The organism is Parahoeflea olei, from assembly GCF_001703635.1.
GTDB classification, from domain to species: Bacteria; Pseudomonadota; Alphaproteobacteria; order Rhizobiales; family Rhizobiaceae; genus Hoeflea; species Hoeflea olei.
In genome coordinates, this window is the sequence record NZ_LQZT01000034.1 from 1 (window position 1) to 18,346 (window position 18,346).

At 66.4% G+C, this 18,346-nt stretch carries 18 protein-coding genes and 1 tRNA gene; 8 read left to right on the top strand and 11 right to left on the bottom strand.

Annotation, left to right across the window (positions count from 1 at the left end; all coding sequences use genetic code 11):
* Positions 1-310 precede the first annotated feature (310 nt).
* Positions 311-400: transfer RNA gene (locus AWJ14_RS14880), tRNA-Ser, on the top strand.
* A gap of 229 nt (positions 401-629) precedes the next feature.
* Entirely contained in the window at positions 630-920 is a 291-nt protein-coding gene (locus AWJ14_RS14885; protein ID WP_066180743.1) for a putative quinol monooxygenase, read from the top strand.
* A 94-nt stretch (positions 921-1,014) separates the two neighbouring features.
* Here the strand turns inward: AWJ14_RS14885 and AWJ14_RS14890 are convergent, their stop codons facing one another.
* The gene (locus tag AWJ14_RS14890; protein ID WP_083220294.1) at positions 1,015-2,472 is read right to left on the bottom strand and encodes an MFS transporter; all 1,458 of its coding nucleotides are present in this window, start codon (positions 2,470-2,472) and stop codon (positions 1,015-1,017) included.
* Between the two features lie 84 nt (positions 2,473-2,556).
* On the opposite strand from AWJ14_RS14890, the gene AWJ14_RS14895 reads away from it, so the two are divergent.
* Positions 2,557-3,432 carry a helix-turn-helix transcriptional regulator gene (locus tag AWJ14_RS14895; RefSeq protein ID WP_245304291.1) on the top strand — a complete coding sequence of 292 codons (876 nt, stop codon included), beginning with the start codon at positions 2,557-2,559 and terminating at the stop codon, positions 3,430-3,432.
* Between the two features lie 93 nt (positions 3,433-3,525).
* Here the strand turns inward: AWJ14_RS14895 and AWJ14_RS14900 are convergent, their stop codons facing one another.
* Positions 3,526-4,434 carry a LysR family transcriptional regulator gene (locus tag AWJ14_RS14900; protein WP_066180750.1) on the bottom strand — a complete coding sequence of 303 codons (909 nt, stop codon included), beginning with the start codon at positions 4,432-4,434 and terminating at the stop codon, positions 3,526-3,528.
* Positions 4,435-4,533: 99 nt separating this feature from the next.
* Between AWJ14_RS14900 and AWJ14_RS14905 the strand changes: the two genes are divergently transcribed.
* Positions 4,534-5,424: an SDR family NAD(P)-dependent oxidoreductase gene (locus AWJ14_RS14905; protein WP_210183554.1), complete on the top strand. Its 891-nt coding sequence runs from the start codon at positions 4,534-4,536 to the stop codon at positions 5,422-5,424.
* 126 nt (positions 5,425-5,550) lie between these two features.
* Here AWJ14_RS14905 and AWJ14_RS14910 read toward each other — a convergent pair whose 3' ends face one another.
* Positions 5,551-6,105 (bottom strand): GNAT family N-acetyltransferase, encoded by a 555-nt coding sequence (locus AWJ14_RS14910; protein ID WP_066180753.1) that lies wholly within the window; start codon positions 6,103-6,105, stop codon positions 5,551-5,553.
* A 22-nt stretch (positions 6,106-6,127) separates the two neighbouring features.
* The gene (locus AWJ14_RS14915) at positions 6,128-7,648 is read right to left on the bottom strand and encodes an MFS transporter (protein WP_210183555.1); all 1,521 of its coding nucleotides are present in this window, start codon (positions 7,646-7,648) and stop codon (positions 6,128-6,130) included.
* Between the two features lie 84 nt (positions 7,649-7,732).
* Between AWJ14_RS14915 and AWJ14_RS14920 the strand changes: the two genes are divergently transcribed.
* Positions 7,733-8,275, top strand: a complete 543-nt coding sequence (locus AWJ14_RS14920; RefSeq protein ID WP_066181696.1) for a TetR/AcrR family transcriptional regulator — start codon at positions 7,733-7,735, stop codon at positions 8,273-8,275.
* 183 nt (positions 8,276-8,458) lie between these two features.
* Here the strand turns inward: AWJ14_RS14920 and AWJ14_RS14925 are convergent, their stop codons facing one another.
* The 3 genes from AWJ14_RS14925 to AWJ14_RS14935 all read right to left on the bottom strand — a co-directional run bounded on the left by AWJ14_RS14925 (position 8,459) and on the right by AWJ14_RS14935 (position 10,064).
* Positions 8,459-8,779, bottom strand: coding sequence for a YciI family protein (locus tag AWJ14_RS14925; RefSeq protein ID WP_066180761.1), 321 nt, complete (start codon positions 8,777-8,779; stop codon positions 8,459-8,461).
* 13 nt (positions 8,780-8,792) lie between these two features.
* Positions 8,793-9,374, bottom strand: a complete 582-nt coding sequence (locus tag AWJ14_RS14930) for a TetR/AcrR family transcriptional regulator (protein WP_066180764.1) — start codon at positions 9,372-9,374, stop codon at positions 8,793-8,795.
* Positions 9,375-9,665: 291 nt separating this feature from the next.
* Positions 9,666-10,064, bottom strand: a complete 399-nt coding sequence (locus AWJ14_RS14935; protein WP_066180767.1) for a winged helix-turn-helix transcriptional regulator — start codon at positions 10,062-10,064, stop codon at positions 9,666-9,668.
* Between the two features lie 52 nt (positions 10,065-10,116).
* On the opposite strand from AWJ14_RS14935, the gene AWJ14_RS14940 reads away from it, so the two are divergent.
* The gene (locus AWJ14_RS14940; protein ID WP_066180770.1) at positions 10,117-10,710 is read left to right on the top strand and encodes an NADPH-dependent FMN reductase; all 594 of its coding nucleotides are present in this window, start codon (positions 10,117-10,119) and stop codon (positions 10,708-10,710) included.
* Positions 10,711-10,878: 168 nt separating this feature from the next.
* Here the strand turns inward: AWJ14_RS14940 and hutU are convergent, their stop codons facing one another.
* The 4 genes from hutU to hutI are packed head-to-tail and all read right to left on the bottom strand — an operon-like array spanning position 10,879 to position 16,086.
* Positions 10,879-12,561: a urocanate hydratase gene (gene hutU / locus AWJ14_RS14945; protein WP_066180773.1), complete on the bottom strand. Its 1,683-nt coding sequence runs from the start codon at positions 12,559-12,561 to the stop codon at positions 10,879-10,881.
* A 17-nt stretch (positions 12,562-12,578) separates the two neighbouring features.
* Positions 12,579-13,385 (bottom strand): N-formylglutamate deformylase, encoded by an 807-nt coding sequence (hutG, locus tag AWJ14_RS14950; protein ID WP_066180777.1) that lies wholly within the window; start codon positions 13,383-13,385, stop codon positions 12,579-12,581.
* Positions 13,382-14,926 carry a histidine ammonia-lyase gene (gene hutH / locus AWJ14_RS14955; RefSeq protein WP_066180779.1) on the bottom strand — a complete coding sequence of 515 codons (1,545 nt, stop codon included), beginning with the start codon at positions 14,924-14,926 and terminating at the stop codon, positions 13,382-13,384. Before hutH ends, hutG begins: the two co-directional genes overlap by 4 nt.
* A complete protein-coding gene (gene hutI, locus AWJ14_RS14960; protein ID WP_210183558.1) occupies positions 14,923-16,086 on the bottom strand; it encodes an imidazolonepropionase in 1,164 nt (387 codons plus the stop codon). Before hutI ends, hutH begins: the two co-directional genes overlap by 4 nt.
* Positions 16,087-16,192: 106 nt before the next feature.
* Between hutI and AWJ14_RS14965 the strand changes: the two genes are divergently transcribed.
* Positions 16,193-17,557 (top strand): formimidoylglutamate deiminase, encoded by a 1,365-nt coding sequence (locus AWJ14_RS14965; RefSeq protein ID WP_066180787.1) that lies wholly within the window; start codon positions 16,193-16,195, stop codon positions 17,555-17,557.
* Positions 17,554-18,255 carry a histidine utilization transcriptional repressor HutC gene (locus AWJ14_RS14970; RefSeq protein WP_066180790.1) on the top strand — a complete coding sequence of 234 codons (702 nt, stop codon included), beginning with the start codon at positions 17,554-17,556 and terminating at the stop codon, positions 18,253-18,255. The genes AWJ14_RS14965 and AWJ14_RS14970 overlap by 4 nt, the downstream gene beginning before the upstream one ends.
* The last annotated feature ends 91 nt before the right edge of the window (positions 18,256-18,346 follow it).

An 18,346-nucleotide genomic window follows, 5' to 3' on the forward strand; every position in this document is an offset into this window, starting at 1 on the left:
CATCATCCGGGACGAAAAACCATGGCAAAACGCTTGACGAACAAGACAGTCGCTCCCCCTTGCCTCTTCCCGATGTCCCCCGCCTCATCTGCCGCTTGGCATCGACCCTCCGACCCGGCGCCGCAACCGTGCAGTCCTTCCGCTTTCCACCCAAAGCCGGCGGTTTGCCCGACACGCCCGCCCGCCGCTCAAAACAAGTTGACGCTGGCCGCGCCCCGGCGCTAAAACCGCGCAATCCGCATCGGGACCCGATCCATCCGCCGCAAACCCGCCAAAGGGCGCGCACCGGAACCGGATTGCCCGATCGCCCGGAGGGGTGGCCGAGCGGTTTAAGGCACCGGTCTTGAAAACCGGCGTGCGGGAGACCGTACCGTGGGTTCGAATCCCACCCCCTCCGCCATCGCGCCAGTTGTCCGCCCGGGGACAGGGTTTGCTTTTGATGCCGGAGACTGGTTCACACCCTTTTCGATGTTAAGTGGCTGCAGAGCGGTAATTGCCATCGTTCCCTGCCTTGCCGTCGCCACGCTTGACGCCAGACCTTCATGACAGCGGATGTTCCTCTCATTGCCCCATGGACGAGCGGGCATTGAGATCAGAGGCAGCGCTCCAATCGGGAAAGGAATACGCCCATGCTCAAGGTCATCGCCCAGGATTTCATCAAGCCGGAGTCCATCGCGGTCGTCCTGCCGCTCTATCGCGAACTGGTCGACAAGACCCGGCAGGAAGAGCTTTGTATCGCCTATGATCTGTTCATCGACCAGAAGGACCCCGGTCACTTCATCTTCATCGAGGAATGGCCGGATCGGGCGGCGCTGGACGCCCACTGTGCCAGCGAGCATTTCACCCGGCTGGTTCCGCTCATCAACGCTCATCAGCGGCAGGATGCGACGTTCATTCTGATGGATGGCTTTCCGGAATGACCCTGCCAGGACGGTCCCGACGATCGGCGGCAACCGGTGGAAACGCCGGCTGAGCGCGCCTGGATCTTGCCAACCGGACGCAAACGCGGCCCCATCAGGCCCCGCTCCGTCGCGTGATCCAGACAATGAGAGCGGCGGCGGCCAGGACAGCGACGAGGTTGTAGATCATCGCATTCGCAAACGCGTCGGCATAGCGCACCACCTGCGGCACGCCCTGGGCCATGTCGCTGTCCAGGATGCGGACGAAGAAGATGCCGACGATGGAAACGCCGAACGCACCGCCGACCTGCTGCATCGTCGAGATCAGTCCGGCGGCCATGCCGGCATGTCGATCTTCCACGAAGCCGATGACGAGATTGAGCAGCGGTGTCATCGACAGGCCCTGCCCGAAGCCGAACAGGATCAGCGCCGGAAGCAGGGAAAATGCGCCGTCCTTGCCGGAAAGACCGGTTGCCGAGAGGATCAGCCAACCGATGCCGGCCGCATAGGTCAGCGCGCCGCCCGCGATGCCGATCGTACCGAGCCGCGCAACCAGCCGGGGGGCCAGCAAAGACGCCGCGACGAAGCCGACACTCGCGGGCGCGAACAGCAGCCCGGCCTCGAAGGGTGTCAGCCCCAGTCCCGACTGGACGAGCAAGGCAAAGCACAGGAACAGGGAGGTCGACGTCGAATAGATCAGCAGGACCACCAGGGACCCCGCCGAAAAGCCCCCGTTGCGAAACAGGCCGAGGTCGATCGCGGGATGACCTCCGTTGCGGCTTTCGCGGCGTTCCCAGACCAGGAAGGCGCAAAGCAGGGCGGCGGATGCCGCCATGCTGGCCCAGGTCCATGCGGCCCAGCCTACGTTCGGCCCTTCGAGCAGCGGCAGCAGAAGAAGCAAAAGCCCGGCCGTCGCCAGGCCAATGCCCGGCCAATCGACGCGCACCGCATCGGCGGCGCGGGATTCCGGGACGCTCCGGGCCAGGAGTGCCGCGCCGATGCCGATGGGCAGGTTCACCAGGAAGATGATGCGCCAGCCAAGGCCGAAGAGATCGCTTTCGACGATCAGCCCGCCGAGCACCTGGCCGGCGATGGCTGCAAGCCCCAGCGTCATCCCGAGCAGGCCGAAAGCCCGCATCCGGCCCGCCTCGTCATACATCACCCGCAGCAGGGCATAGACTTGCGGGAACAGGATTGCGCCCGCAGCGCCTTGCAGCAGCCGTGCGACGATCAGGCTGGTTGTGTCCGGGGCGATGCCGCAGAGGAAAGATGTCACGGCAAAGCCGAGCATCCCGAGGGAAAACAAGCGGCGGCGTCCGTGCCGGTCGCCCAACCGGCCGCCTGCGATCAGCAGCACGCCGAAGGCCAGTTCGTAACCGGCGATGACGAAGCCGATCTCGGCGAAACTCGCACCGAGATCCGCCTGCATCGACGGTATGGCGACATTGACGACGAACAGATCGAACACGGTCATGAACCCGCCGAGCAGCAGGATGGCGAGGGCAAGCGCGGACGGGCGCTGCGATGCGGTGCAATTTTCCGGTTCGGGAAGCGGTTGGGACATCTGCGACATGACGGCTCCTTTTCTTGATGCCATCGGATATCGCGTGCATAATCCTGTTACTATGGAACAAGTTATGGTGTTACTATGAGCAATATGCAGGCGGCGCGGCTTGATCGGACCCGCACCGAACTCGCGGATTTCCTGCGTCGTCGCCGCGAGGCGGTGTCACCGATGGATGTCGGCCTGCCGGCCGGCAAGCGCCGCCGGACACCGGGCCTGCGTCGCGAGGAAGTGGCGGCGCTCGCGGGCGTCGGCCTCACCTGGTACACCTGGCTCGAACAGGGCCGTGATATTTCGGTATCGTCGGCCTTTCTCGACAATGTGGCCCGCGTCCTCAAGCTCGACGAGACCGAGAGGCGGCACCTGTTCCTGCTCGCCCATCACCGCCCGCCGACGATCGCCGGACGCCAATGGTGCGTCCTGCCGCCGCTGGTGCGTCGCATGATCGACGATCTGGCCGCGCATCCGGCCTATGTGATGAACCTGCGATGGGACGTGATCGGCTGGAACGCGGCGGCGCAAGCGCTGTTCGGCTTCGAGGAACGGGAGGAAACCGAACGCAACATGCTGTGGATGCTGTTTGCCGATGGTCGACTCCAGGACCGGATCGTCGAATGGGAGGCGCAGGCGCCGCAGATCATCGCCAGTTTCCGGCGCGACTACGCCCAGGCGCCGCAGGACGACGACATGACGGGCCTTGTCGAGATGCTGGAGGAGCAGTCCCCTTCGTTCCGGGAGCTCTGGCGCCGCCATGACGTGCACGGGGTATGCGAGGGACGGCGCAGTTTTCGGGTCGATGGCATCGGTCCTGTCGCCTTCGATCATACGACCCTGATCGTCGACGCGGACAAACACCTTCGGCTGGTGTTCTACGCTGCGATGCAAGGCCGTGAAGCCTCGGAGCGTTTCACGGCACATCTTCGGCTCGCGCCTCCGGACGGGGGGCGCGCGTCCAGCCCCGGGTCGTGAAAGATCGAAGCGAGGACCGCGCGCGGCCCTTCCCGCAAGCGGGCCAAATTCCACACCCGGATCGGCGCCCTGCGCTCGTGGTTGCCGGTCGACCTACCCGCGAGGGCTCGTTGCCGATCCATCCCGGGACCGATCGGCCATCTCCAGGAATGCCCTGGCCGCGGGGGTCGGGTCTCGCGCCGCCAGGCACAGTCCGAATGCCGCCTCTTCGGCGTCGATCCGGCGATAGGCGATGCGGTCGCTGCGGAAGCTTGCCATGCTCGCCGGAACGATGGAGACGCCGGCGCCAATGGCGACGAGCGACAACACGGCATGCATGCCGTAGGCCTCCTGAGTAATCCGGGGGGAAAAGCCGGCGCCGGCGCAGAGCCTGACAACCTGCAGGTGGAAACCGCGTCCCTCGGCCACGGGCCAGAGGATGAAGGGTTCGCCTGCGAGATCGGTCACTGTCAGCCCGGGCCTTGCCGCCAGCGGATGATCGGCTGGCAGGGCCATGCAGAGACGGTCCCGGTCGAAGGTGTGCAGCTCAATCCCCGCGGCATCCGGCAAGGGAGGGATCAGAACGCCCAGGTCCAGCGTGCCGTCCCTCAGGCTGGCGACCTGGCTTGCGGTGGTCGCCTCACGCAATTCAAGCCGCACGTCGGGGCGCGCCTTGCGGAAGGCGCCGATCCTATCGGGCAGCCGCCCGTAAAGTGCGCTTCCGACATAGCCGAGCCGGACAAGGCCGGTGCGGCCGGCCGCGGTCTCGCGCGCCACGAAGATCGCGTGATCGGCCTGGCGCAGCGTTTCGCGCGCCTCGCGCAGGAATGCCTGGCCCGCCTCGGTCAAGCCGTTGATGCGGTTGCCGCCGCGGGCAATCAGCGACACGCCGAGATCGTCCTCAAGCCGGCGGATCGCCACCGTCAATGGCGGCAGCGACATGCCGAGGCGCAGCGCCGCCCGGTGGAAGTGCCCTTCCTCGGCAACCGCAACGAACTGCTCGAGTTTGCGCAGGTCGATCATCCCGCGTGCAGGACGCCCCGGCTCTGATACTCCAGACATATCGCAGGCCCTCAACTTTGGTATTGGATGTATCGTAGGCGAACTGCCATCTTCCATGCAATGGAGGATGCCATGACCATCACACAACCGGATTTTACCGGGCGCACGGTGCTGATAACCGGCGCGGGACGAGGCCTCGGCCTCGCTTACGCGCGGGAAACCGGTCGCCTCGGCGCCACCGTTCTTCTGCACGATGTCGGCGCCAATGCGGACGGAGCCGGAACCGATCCGGCCATCGCGGAAAACGCCGTTGCCATGCTTCGCGGGGAGCGGATCGACGCGCACCCGTTTCATTGCCGGATCGATACACGCGATGCCTGTCATGGCCTGGTGAGTGACTGCCTGGCGGTGAACGGTCGCCTGGATGCGGTGATCCACAATGCCGGCTGGGTCGGCTATCAAGGGATCGAAGCGGTGGAGGAGACATCCTTCGATCACATGATGGCGGTCATGGCGAAAGCCCCGCTCTGGATCGCACAGGCCGCCTGGCCTGCCATGCGGGAAGCGGGGTATGGCCGGATCGTGCTGACGACCTCGTGCCGCGCTCTTTATCCGCAATATGTGCAGAAAGGGCTCGCCTCCTACGCGGCCGCCAAGATGGCCGCCGTCGGTATCGTCCATGTGCTGGCGGATGAAGGGACCGAGCATGGAATCATCGTCAACGCTGTCTCCCCCGTGGCCAAGACCCGGATGTGGGGCGTCAAGGGAGAGCCCGACGATCTCAGGCCCGAGGCGGTCGCGCCGGGTGTTGCCTTCCTGGCCTCGAATGCCTGCACGCAAGGCGGCTGGATCCTGCGCGCCGCGAACGGGCAGTTTCACGCCACCCGCGCGGTCGAGGCTGAGGGCGTCGACTATCCTTACGACCTGCGGGCCGTTCCGGTCGGCACGGCTGCGGCGGTGGCTTCGGCCTGGGACCGGATTGCGATCGCCGCGCGTGAAGCTCGGGGATGACCGCCCTGTCCGGGAGGCGTCCAATCCCAAGGCAACCACCGGCGAAGGCGCGGCGCGGAGCGGTCAGGGCGCTGCCCCTCCCCCTTGCGCGGTGAGCCGGGCGGCAGGCCCGGCCCCGCGCCGGCATCAGGGCTTCGGCGCAGCGGAGATCCATTCGCGGCGCAGGATGGCGTATTGCATGGTGTTTTCGTAGATCGGATCGCCCGCCGCGTCCCGGGTGAACGAGATGAACTCGATGAACAGCCCTTCCCTGCGCATGCCGAGCTTTTCGCACAGGCGCTGCGAGGACGTGTTGTGATCCTCGACATAGGCATAGAGCCGCCGAAACCCCATGTCGCGGAACAAATGGTCGAACAGCGCGCGCGCCGCTTCGAAGGCATATCCCTTGCCGCTGAACCGGGGATTGAGGTTCCAGCCGACGGAGGTGGTGCCGTCGTCCTCCTCGTCCTCGCCGCCGCCGAACAGGTCGCCGATGACCTGGCCGGTCTGTTTCAGGCAGATCGCCACGCTGCCCGCGTCCCGGGCGCGCTTTTCGACCTCGGTCTCCGCCGCGGCCAGATCGGCGAGCTTGAGCTCGAGGAAACAGGTGGCGGTGGGCGCGTTGAGATAGGCGAACAGATCGGCTGCGTCGCCTTTCCGGAAGGGTCTCAGGATCAGCCGTTCGGTTTCGATGATCCGCATGGGCGATACTCCGCAATTGTCGTCAGGAATGGGCGCGCGACAGCGCCCGCTGGCCGGCGAGGGTGAAAAACACCAGAACAGCCAGTGCGGCGATCACCGCGGCAGCCGTCATCAGCAGCGCGGTGTGGGTATGGATGAAGGCCGCCTTGCCGGCTTCGAGCAGCGCGGCGGCCTCATCGCCGCCCAGTGCCCGCGCGACGATATGGACATCGCCGATCGACCGGGCCGCCTGTTCGGCCAGGGGCTGCGACAGGCTCGCCGGCAGTTCGATCGCGCGGCTGAACGCGGACGACATGAAGACCCCGAACAGGGTGATGCCGAGGCCGGTGCCGAGTTCATAGCCCGTCGCCTCCAGAGAGCCCGCCGCCCCGCCGCGGCTGGCATCGACGGAGCCCATGATGGCGATCGAGGAGGCCGTCAGCCCGATGCTGAGCGTGAGCCCGAGAACGGCGAGTGCCACGGGGACCGAAAAGCCCGGGTCGCCGAAATCGCTCCGGCCGAGAAACACCAGCGCCGCCGCCGAGACCGCAAGCGAGAGGCTGGCAACCGCCCGCAACCCGAACCGGTTGGACAGATGGCCGGCGACCGGGCCGCCGACGGCCGCGGCTGCCATGATCGGGATCATGAAGATGCCCGCCTGCAGCGGCGTCTTGCCGAGCACATATTGCAGTTCCTGCGCCAGCGTCAGTTCGACGCCGGCCAGCGCGCCGGACGCGATGACGGCCATCATCAGGCCGGCGACGACCGCGGGATGGGACAGCAGCGACAGGTCCAGCATCGGCTCCGGCGCGGTGAGCTGCTTGCGGACGAACAGGGTGAGCGCGCCCACGCCGAAGCCCAGCGTCGCGACGATGGCCGGCAGGCTTTGCCCCGTCCCGAACCCGGCCTTGATCCCGTAGACCAGCGAGATCATGCCGGCGATCAGCAGCAGCGCCTGACCGATCGGCCACCGGCCCGGCGTCACCGCCTCGCCGCGCGGCACCAGGGCGTAGCAGGCCGGTGCCACCACCAGCATCACCGGCACATTGACCAGGAACACCGAGCCCCACCAGAAATGCTCGAGCAGGGCGTCGCCGGCAAGCGGGCCGACGGCAGCGCCGGCGGCCCCGACCATGCCCCACAGGCCGAGCGCCATGGCGCGCTCGCTCTCGTCCTCGAAGGTCTTGCGGATCAGGCCGAGCACGCAGGGCATGATCATCGCGCCGCCGACGGCGAGAAGCAGCCTTGCGGCAATCAGCATGGCGGGGCTTTGCGCGAAGGCGGCCGCCACCGAGGCGAGCGCGAAGATGATGAGGCCGACGAGCAGGATCCTGCGGTTGCCGACCCGGTCGGCGAGCGTGCCCATCGGCACCAGAAGCCCCGCCATCACGAGCGGATAGATGTCGATGATCCACAGCACCTGGGTGCCGGACGCGTTCAGCGCTTGCGTGAGCGTCGGGATCGCGACATGCAGGATCGTCATGTCCAGCACCACCGGCAGGAATGCGAGCATGACAGCGACGAGCACGAGCCAGCGGCGGGCGGGAAGAGAAACGGACGGCATCATTCACCTGAAAGAGATTGCGTCCGTCGATATAAATACATACGTATGGATTTCAATAACAATCCGGAAGGAAGGAGCCAGCAGGTGGGCAGAAAACCGACGATCACGCGCGAGGGGCTGCTCGAAATCGCGGAATCGATCGTCCGCACCGAAGGCGCGGCCGGCCTGACCGTCGATGCCCTTGCGAAGGCGGCGGGCATTTCCAAAGGTGGCGTCCAGTATTCCTTCCCGTCAAAAGAAGATCTGGTGCGTGCCCTGGTCGAGCGGTGGACGGATCAGTTCAATGCGCTGCTGGGCGACCTCGACGAGGTACCGCCGGCCGATCTCGTGCGCAAATACCTCGCGGTCATGCGCCACTCGCACGTGGCCATGAATGCCAAGATGGCCGGGCTGATGATCGGCTACATCCAGAACCCGCAAAACATCGAGGACACCCGCCAGTGGTACCGGTCGATGTTCGAGCGCCTGGGCGGAGAGACGGGCGTGGCGCAGGCGGCGCGCGTCGCCCTGCTGGCGGCCGAGGGCCTGTTTCTGCTGCGCATTGTCGGCATCGATCAGGATGGCGAATGGAGCGCCTTTCTCGACGATGTCGAGCAGGTGTTCGAGCGCCTGCTGGAGACCAGCTGAACCGGTGTCACGGCCGGGCATAGGGCTTAGACGCCCAAGGCAGCGACCGTGAAGTCAGGGATATTTCGGACCTTGGCTCAAGCGCTCCACGATGCGAAAAGTGCTATCACAGACGGCCCACTCGACACCTGCCCGAGCCGGTTTGCGCCATGGCCGATCAACCTCGGCCATAACGCGTCCGGTTCAGCCGGGATTTTGCGTTTCGGCCGCCACCGCTGCCTCCTTGAGAAAGTCGAGGGCGGGCACGGTGCGTTTCGGGTCCACTTCCCATGTTTCGGCCGTGACGATCCGTTCGGACACGAACGGGTCCGCGGCGATCCGCGCGTCGTGATCGGCCCGGCTTTCGGCGCGGGCGAGGATCGCGCCGCCAGCCGCCGGCTGAAGCGAGCCGACACAGAGGAACGCGCCCTCCTCGAAGCCCTGCGCAATCCAGGCATTGTGCGCCGCCATGAAGGCGGGGGCGGCGGCCCTGTTTTCGGCGAATTTCAGGAATGTGACGAACATCGGCGTTGCCTTGTCAGGTGAGAGGAGCAGGATCCGGCACGGTCGACAGCCAGGCTTCGATCCCGGCGACCTCGCTGTGCAGGAAGGTTTCATCGCGGAACGCGGAGGCCATGACGGCCACGCCCTGCGACCAGGACAGCACGTGCAGCGCCAGGGCTTCGGCGCGGTCGCCCGCACCAAGCGCGCGGAACTGCCCGGCAAGCCAGTCGCGAAACAGGCCGAGGATCTCCGCGGCGCGGCCCTGCGCGCCGTGATCGAGCTTGGCGAGTTCAGAACACAGGGTGCCGACCGGACAGCCGAAGGCCATGATCTTGGCGCGGTTGGCGATCAGCATGCGGATGAAGCTGAGGATCCGCGCGCGCGGACCGTCGCCTTCGGCCTCCCAGAGCGCGAGCATGCCGCGGGTCTGCTCGATGCGGCGCGCGATCACCGCATCGAGAATGTCATCCTTGGTCTTGAAGTGGTGGTAGAAATTGCCGCGCGAGATGCCCACGACGGCGGCGATGTCCGCAAAGGACGTGGCCTCGAACCCGCCTTCGTAGAACAGCGTATCGGCCTTTTCGACGATCATGGCGCGGGTGGAACGTTCTGGCATGGGGACTCGCTGTCTGGCTTGGCTGAGCAAGAATTAGGACAATTGACCTAGTCTCGTCAAGGGCTGTCTTCGCGCCTTTTGCCCGGAGCCACGCTGTCCACCCAAAGACGCGGCAGCCGGCCTCCGTGGCTTCCATTGAACAGCAGTGTCGCAGGGATGAGGAGATAGGTTCGGCGGGCTTTCAACCTGCCATCGCGAACCGGAACGTCCCGGCCCGATGCGTGGGCGTTCGCCGCCTGCCCGCTTGCGCTGTGGGCACGGCGGCGCCGCACCGGAGCGGCGTCGGTCGCGTTATTTCAACGCGCGTCGTGCGGCATAGGCGGCGCGCGCGGTTTCGATGCGGTCGGTGTTCTGGATCACCCACTCCGCAAAGGCGTCGACCGGGCGCACGAAGTCGTGGCCGAGATCGGTCAGCTCGTATTCGACCATGGGCGGCATGTCCTGGGTGACCGTGCGCAGCACCAGGCCGTTCTCCTCGAGGCCGCGCAGCGTCGAGGCCAGCATCTTCTGGCTCACGCCGCCCACTTCGCGCCGAAGCGCGTTGAACCTGAGCGGGCCGTTTGCCAGCGTTCGGACCACCAGCAGCGTCCACTTGTCGCTGATCCGCTCCAGCATCCGGCTGATATGCGCGCAGGCCGCGGTTTCGTGCGGGTGACCTGGTTGCTCGAACGTGCCTTCTTGTGCGTCCATTGCGTCCTCCCCTATATGGTTCCCTATCGAAACCAGAATACGAGATGAAACCATGTCGAACAAGCCACGCATCGCCGTCATCATCGGCTCCACACGCCCCACCCGTTTTGCCGACAAGCCGGCCCAGTGGATGCTTGCCCAGGCCCAGGCCCGCGGCGACATTGAGGTCGAACTGATCGACCTGCGCGATCATCCGCTTCCGTTCTTCGACGAGGCCGCCTCCAACATGTGGATGCCGAGCGAAAACCCCGAGGCCGTTCGCTGGCAGGAAACCATTGCCCGGTTCGACGGCTTCATCTTCGTGGTCGCCGAATACAATCACTCGATCACCGGCGTCCTGAAAAACGCGCTCGACCAGGCCTACAAGGAGTGGAACCGGAAGCCGTTCACGGCGATCGGCTATGGCGGCACTGGCGCTGCGCGTGCGGTCGAGCACCTGCGCATGATCGGCATCGAACTGCAGATGGTTTCCACCCATGCCGCCGTCCATATCGGCGGCGGCGATTTCATGACCGTGCATCCGATGGGCAGCAATCAGCCGATGGAGAGCATCGAAGCGCATCTCAAGGCATCGGCCGGCACCGCGCTCGACGAACTGGTCTGGTGGGCAAAGGCGACCATGGCCGCCAAGGCCGTCGAAGCCTGACCGACGATCGATGGCGGCCGGTCGGCTTCGCTCCGGCCAGGACGCATGCCCCGGATCGATGTCGTCGGGGCCATCATCATCATGCGAAAAGGGCAGAGCGGATCTGATCCGCCCTGCCCTTTTTCCTGTCTGGTTACCACCCGCCGCGAGCGGCCTGTGGCTCCGCGCTCAGGCGCCGAGGATACCCGGCAGCTTCAGGCCCTGCTCGCGGGCGCAATCAAGCGCGATCTCGTAGCCTGCGTCCGCATGGCGCATGACGCCGGTGGCCGGGTCGTTCCAGAGCACGCGCGCCAGCCGCTCGTCGGCCTCCGCGCTGCCGTCGCAGCAGATCACCATGCCGGAATGCTGGGAAAAGCCCATGCCGACGCCGCCGCCATGGTGCAGCGACACCCAGGTGGCCCCGCTCGCGGTGTTCAAGAGCGCGTTCAGCAGCGGCCAGTCGGACACGGCGTCGGAGCCGTCCTTCATCGCCTCGGTCTCACGGTTGGGCGAAGCGACGGAGCCGGAATCGAGGTGGTCGCGACCGATCACGATCGGGGCGGACAGTTCGCCGGTGCGGACCATCTCGTTGAAGGCGAGGCCGAGCTTGTGGCGGATGCCGAGGCCCACCCAGCAGATGCGCGCGGGCAGCCCCTGGAACGAAATGCGCTCGCGCGCCATGTCGAGCCAGTTGTGCAAATGCGGGTCATCGACCAGTTCCTTGACCTTGGCGTCGGTCTTGTAGATGTCCTCGGGATCGCCCGAGAGCGCGCACCAGCGGAACGGGCCGATGCCGCGGCAGAACAGCGGACGGATATAGGCCGGCACGAAGCCCGGGAAGGCAAAGGCGTTTTCGAGCCCCTCCTCGAGCGCCATCTGGCGGATATTGTTGCCGTAATCGAGGGTGGGAACGCCGGCGTTCCAGAAATCCACCATCGCCGCCACATGCGCCTTCATCGAAGCACGCGCGGCCTTGCCGACGGCGGCGGGATCGGACTCCTGCTTCTCGCGCCACTCGGCGACGGTCCAGCCCTGCGGCAGGTAGCCGTGGATCGGGTCATGCGCCGAGGTCTGGTCGGTGACGATGTCGGGCCGCATGCCGCCCGATTTCATGCGCTCGACCAGTTCGGGGAAGATGTCGGTGGCATTGCCGATCAGGCCCACGGATTTGGCCTCGCCGGCCTTGGTCCAGGTGTCGATCATCTGAAGCGCTTCGTCGAGCGTGTGGGCTTTCGCGTCGAGATAGCGCGTGCGCAGGCGGAAATCGGCGCGGGTCTCGTCGCATTCGACGGCAAGGCAGCAGGCGCCGGCCATCACCGCGGCGAGCGGCTGGGCGCCGCCCATGCCGCCGAGGCCCGCGGTCAGGATCCACTTGCCGGTGAGATCGCCGCCATAATGCTGCCGCCCGGCCTCGGCGAAGGTCTCGTAGGTGCCCTGGACGATGCCCTGCGTGCCGATATAGATCCAGGAGCCGGCCGTCATCTGGCCGTACATGGCGAGCCCCTTCTTGTCGAGCTCGTTGAAATGCTCCCAGGTGGCCCAGTGCGGCACCAGGTTCGAGTTGGCGATCAGCACCCGCGGCGCGTCGCGGTGGGTGCGGAACACGCCGACCGGCTTACCGGACTGCACGAGCAGCGTCTCGTTGTCCTCGAGTTCCTTGAGCGAGGCGACGATGCGGTCGAAATCCTCCCAGGAGCGCGCGGCCCGGCCGATGCCGCCATAGACCACGAGTTCGTGCGGGTTTTCGGCCACATCGGGGTGCAGGTTGTTCATCAGCATGCGCATCGGCGCTTCCGTGAGCCAGCTTTTCGCCGTGATCTCGGTGCCGGTTGCGGGATAGATGTCGCGGATATTGTGACGGGTGTTCACCATGATGCCTGGTCCTCTTGTCAGCGGGCGAGCGCGCCGGACAGCGCCCGCTCGTTCAGGGTCGTCAGAATGGTCTTGAGATGGACGCGCAGCTTGCCGGCCCGCTCCGGGTCATAGGCAAAGGGCGGCTCTTCGGCAGCCAGGTGCGAGGCCTGCGCCAGTTCCATCTGGATCGCGTGCACGCCGTCGGCCGGTCGTCCGTAATACCGCGTGGTCCAGCCGCCCTTGAAGCGGCCGTTGAGCACCGACGTATAGCCCCCGGCGTCGGCGCAGATGTCCGCGACTGCCTTCTCGATTTCCGGGGCACAGGTGGTGGAGTTGTTGGTGCCGATGTTGAAATCCGGCAACCGGCCCTCGAACAGGAACGGGATCTCCGAGCGGATCGAATGGCAGTCATAAAGCACGGCGACGCCATGGATCGCCTTCACCCGATCGATTTCGGCGGCAAGCGCACGGTGATAGACGGCATGGAACGCATCGTGCCTGCGCTTTATCTCCACCGCATCGGGCTCGCGGCCCGCCTGATAGATCGGCACATTGTCGAAGGTGATGGTCGGGCACAGCCCGGTGGTGTTCTGGCCGGGATAGAGGCTTTCGCCGGAGGGGTCGCGATTGGCATCGATCACATAGCGATGGAACAGCGCCCGCACCGTCGTCACGCCGGGCAGCAGATCGGCATAGAGCTCGTGGATGTGCCAGTCGGTGTCGCGCAGCAGTGCCCCCTCGGCATTGAGCGCCGCGGCGGTGTCGGCATTGAGGTCCGTGCCGGTATGCGGGAAGGCGAGGATCACCGGCCCCTCGCCGCGATTGATCGTGACCGGGTTCATGCAGCGCCTCCCACGACAAAGTCCTCGATGCCCGCGGCGGCAATCAGCGCGCCGGTGCGAACCATGTCGGAGGCGGCGTCGATGTCGGGCGCCATGTAGCGGTCATCACCGAGCGCCGGTACGGCCGCGCGCAACCGGCCGATCACCGCCTGCAGGGTCTGCGAGGTCTTGAGCGGCGCGCGGAACTCGATGCCCTGGGCGGCGCACAGAAGCTCGACGCCCAGAATTACCGACAGGTTGCGGTTCATGCGGATCAGCCGGCGCGCGCCATGGGCGGCCATCGACACATGGTCCTCCTGGTTGGCGGAGGTCGGCGTGGAATCCGTGGTGCAGGGATTGGCGAGATGCTTGTTCTCGCTCATCAGCGCGGCGGTGGTGACTTCCGCGATCATGAACCCGGAATTGAGCCCAGGCTTCGGCGTGAGGAACGGCGGCAGGTCGAAGGAGAGCGAGGGATCGACCATCAGCGCCACGCGGCGCTGGGCGATCGCGCCGATTTCGGCGACCGCGAGCGCGATCTGGTCGGCGGCAAAGCCCACCGGCTCGGCGTGGAAATTGCCGCCCGAAACGATCCGGTCGGCCTCCATAAGCACCAGCGGGTTGTCAGTCACCGCATTGGCCTCGATTTCGAGCGTGCGCCCGGCATAGCGCAGCAGATCGACGGCGGCGCCCACCACCTGCGGCTGGCAGCGGATGCAGTAGGGATCCTGCACGCGACTGTCGCCTTCGCGATGGCTCTCGCGGATCTCGGAGCCCTCCATCAGGCCGCGCATGGCACCCGCCACCTCGATCTGGCCGGGATGGCCGCGCAGCGCATGGATTTCGGGCAGAAGCGGCGCGGTCGAGCCCATGATCGCGTCGGTCGACAGCACGGCGGTGACGATCGAGTTGGCGGCGTTGCGCCAGGCGTCGAACAGGCCGACAAGGGCGAGCGCGGTCGAGAACTGGGTGCCGTTGATCAGCGCCAGGCCCTCCTTGGCACCGAGCACGATCGGCGCGAGCCCCGCCCGGGACAGCGCATCGGCCGAGGGCACCACAGTGCCGTCGACTTCGATTTCGCCTTCGCCGAGCATGGCCGCCGTCATGTGCGCGAGCGGCGCGAGGTCACCCGACGCACCGACCGAACCCTGCGAGGGCACCACCGGCGTGAGCCCCTTTTCGAGCATCGCCTCGATCAGCGCGATCACCTCCCAGCGAACGCCGGAAGCGCCACGGCCGAGGGACAGCAGCTTGAGCACCATCATCAGCCGCGTGGTGGCGCTGTCGAGCGGCTCGCCAACACCGCAGCAATGCGACAGGATCAGGTTGCGCTGCAGCGTGGCCGTGTCCTCGGCGGCGATGCGTACGGAAGCGAGCTTGCCGAAGCCGGTGTTGACGCCATAGACGGCCTCGTTGCCGGCCGCGGCTGCGCGCACCTTGGCCGCAGCCGCCTCCACGCCGGGACGCGCCGACGGGGCTAGCGAGACGGCCAGGCCTTCGCGCCAGATCCTTTCGAGGTCAGACAGCGTGGCATGGCCAGGGGCAAGAACGAGCACGCTCATGCGGCATCTCCAAAATAGCGTTTGTAAAGCGGGTTGAAGCCGATGCGGTAGGCAAGTTCCGCGGGATGCCCGACATCCCAGACGGCGAGATCGGCGCGAAGCCCCGGCGCGATTTGCCCGGCATCGGCAAGCCCGAGCGCGCGGGCGGCATTGACCGTCACGCCGGCCAGCGCCTCTTCGGGCGTGAGCCGGAAACAGGTGCAGGCCATGTTCATGGCGAGCAGAAGTGAGGTCAGCGGCGAGGTCCCGGGATTGGCGTCGGTGGCGACGGCCATCGCCACTTTGTGCGCGCGGAAGGCCGCCACCGGTGGAACCTTGGTTTCGCGCAAGGTGTAGAACGCGCCCGGCAGCAGCACCGCGACGCTTCCGGCTTGCGCGAGTGCGGCCGCATCGGCCTCGTCGGCATATTCCACGTGATCGGCGGACAGGGCTCCGAAAGCGGCCGCCAGCTGCGTGCCGCCGAGATGCGAAAGCTGTTCGGCGTGCAGCTTGACCGGGATGCCGAGCGCGCGCGCCTTGTCGAACACCCGCTCGATCTGGGCCGGCGAAAAGGCGATGCCTTCGCAAAACCCGTCGACCGCATCGGCAAGCCCCGCCGCATGGGCGGCTTCGAGCGCCGGCAGGCAGATCTCGTCGAGATAGGCTTCGGGGCGACCGGCATAGTCGGCCGGCACAGCATGGGCGCCCAAAAACGTGGTCTTCACCCGCACCGGCCGCACCGTTCCGATGGCGCGCGCGGTCCGGAGCATCGCCAGTTCGGTCTCGATGTCGAGGCCGTAGCCGGACTTGATTTCAAGCGTCGTCACGCCCTCGTCGAGCAGCGCATCGACGCGCGGAAGCGCGGTCGCGAGCAAACCCGCTTCGCCCGCCTCCCGGGTGGCGCGCACGGTCGAGACGATGCCGCCCCCTGCCCGGGCCACTTCCTCGTAGCTCGCGCCGTTCAGGCGCATCTCGAATTCGGCGGCGCGGTTGCCGCCATGGACGATGTGGGTGTGGCAATCGATCAGGCCGGGCGTGAGCAACCGTCCCTCGAGATCGATCACCTCCTCGTCGGCGTGTACCGCGGGCAAGGCGCTGCCCGCGCCGACCCACGTGACAAGACCGTTCTCGATGCGGACGGCGCCTTCGGGAACAAGACCGTAGGGTTGGCCCGCAGTCATCGTGGCTATGGTCGCGTTGGTCAGAATCACCGGATCGACACCTGTTGTTATGTTTGCCTTTTTGATTTATATGTCTGCACATTATAGTCTGTCAAGGAACCGGAACATGTTTGTGATTTGGGCGAAATCGGCATTGCTTCAGGACGGCTGGGCTGAAAATGTCCGCATCGCAGTCGGCGCCGATGGCCGTATCGCCGAGGTCAGCCAGGGCGCTGCCGCCGAGGGCCATCGCAGCGACATCCTGTTGCCTGCCCCGGTCAACATCCACAGCCACGCCTTTCAGCGCGCCATGGCCGGGATGACAGAGCGGCGCGGGCCCGACCCGCGCGACACGTTCTGGACCTGGCGACAGCTGATGTTCCGGTTTCTCGACCGTCTGACGCCGGACGACGTGGAAGCCATTGCCGCCTTCGTGCAGATGGAGATGCTCGAGGCGGGCTATGCCACCAATGCGGAATTTCACTATCTCCATCACCAGCCGGGCGGCGTTCCCTATGACGACCTCGCCGAAATGTCCGGCCGGATCGCCGCCGCCGCCGCCCACACCGGCATCGGCCTGACCCTGCTTCCGGTCCATTACCAGTATGGCGGCTGCGACCATCGCCCGCTCGGCCCGGGCCAGATCCGGTTCGGCAATGATTTCGACCGCTTCGCGCGACTTCACGAAGCGGCCCGTCAGCATCTGGCGCTGCTTCCCGCCGACACGGGACTCGGCGTTGCTCCGCACAGCCTGCGCGCCGTCGATCCCGCCGATCTCGCCCGCGCGCGATCGCTCGTCCCCGGCGGCCCGTTCCACATGCACCTGGCCGAGCAGACCGCCGAAGTCGAAGAGGTCGAGGCTGCCTATGGCCGGCGTCCGGTGCAATGGGTGCTCGACCAGATCGCGCCCGATGCGAGCTGCTGCTTCATTCACTGCACCCAGATGCAGCCGCACGAAACCGAAGCGCTCGCCCCCTCGGGCGCCGTGGCAGGGCTCTGCCCGATCACCGAATCGAGCCTCGGCGACGGCATATTCGACGGCGTGCGCTGGATGGAGTCAGGCGGCGCGATCGCGATCGGCTCGGACTCCAATATCCGCATTTCGCTGAGCGAGGAGTTGAGAACCCTGGATTATTCCCAACGGCTGCGCGATGGCTCCCGCGCGGCGCTGGCCACACCCGACAAATCGACCGGGCGACGCCTGTTCGATGCCGCCTGCGCAGGCGGCGCCCAGGCTGCGGGACGAAATTGCGGTGCCATCGAAGTGGGCAGATACGCCGACCTGCTCGCGCTCGACGGCGCGGCGATCGATCTGGAAGACCGGAAGGGCGACGATATTCTCGATAGTTACATCTTCGCGGGTGACGACCGGATGGTCGCCGACGTATGGTCGGCCGGCCGCCACCTCGTCCGGGGCGGACGACATATCAAGGCCGACGCCATCGCGCGGCGGTACCGGGAGACCATGCGTTCGCTCAGGAACCAGTTATGACAATTGCAGACACCAATTCCTGGCGCGGCATTCAAGCCGAGCTTCTGCGCCGGATCAACGAGCGGGAATGGCTGCCGGGAAGCCTGGTGCCGAGCGAGGCCGATCTCGCGATCGAATTCGGCTGTGCCCGCGCCACCGTCAACCGGGCGATGCGCGAGATGGCCGATGCCGGCCTGCTTGATCGCAAGCGCAAGGCCGGCACCCGGGTGGCGCTGCATCCGACCAGCCGCGTGGTTCTCGACATTCCGATCATCCGGCTCGAAGTCGAGCAGCGCGGCGCCGAATGGCGCTACAGCCTGATCGAGAGTTCGGCCGAGCCGGCCTCGCTCGCGCTCACCAGCCGCCTCGGCCTGCCCCGCGACAGCGAAATGCTCCATGTCCGCAGCCTGCACTATGCCGACAACCGGCCGTTCCTGCACGAGGACCGCTGGATCAATCTCGACCTGCTGCCGCATGTCCGCTCGGTCGATTTCTCGGCGATCAGCGCCAATGAGTGGCTGATCCAGAATGCGCCCTACACCGCCGGCGACATCTCGTTTTCGGCGATGGGCGCCGATGCCGGGCTTGCCGACCTGCTCGACGCGCCCGAGGGTGCGGCCTTGTTCGTGATCGACCGCATCACCTGGGACAAGGACAGGCCAGTCACCGCCGTGCGCCTCTCCTATGCGCCAGGCTACCGGATGAACACGAAGATCTGAAGCCCCGCCTGTCCCGACCCGGCCGGGCTGCCCCTTGGGCCGAAAGCGGAAGCATCCTGCGTCAACCGGTGGCGGCCGCGCGCAGGATGCT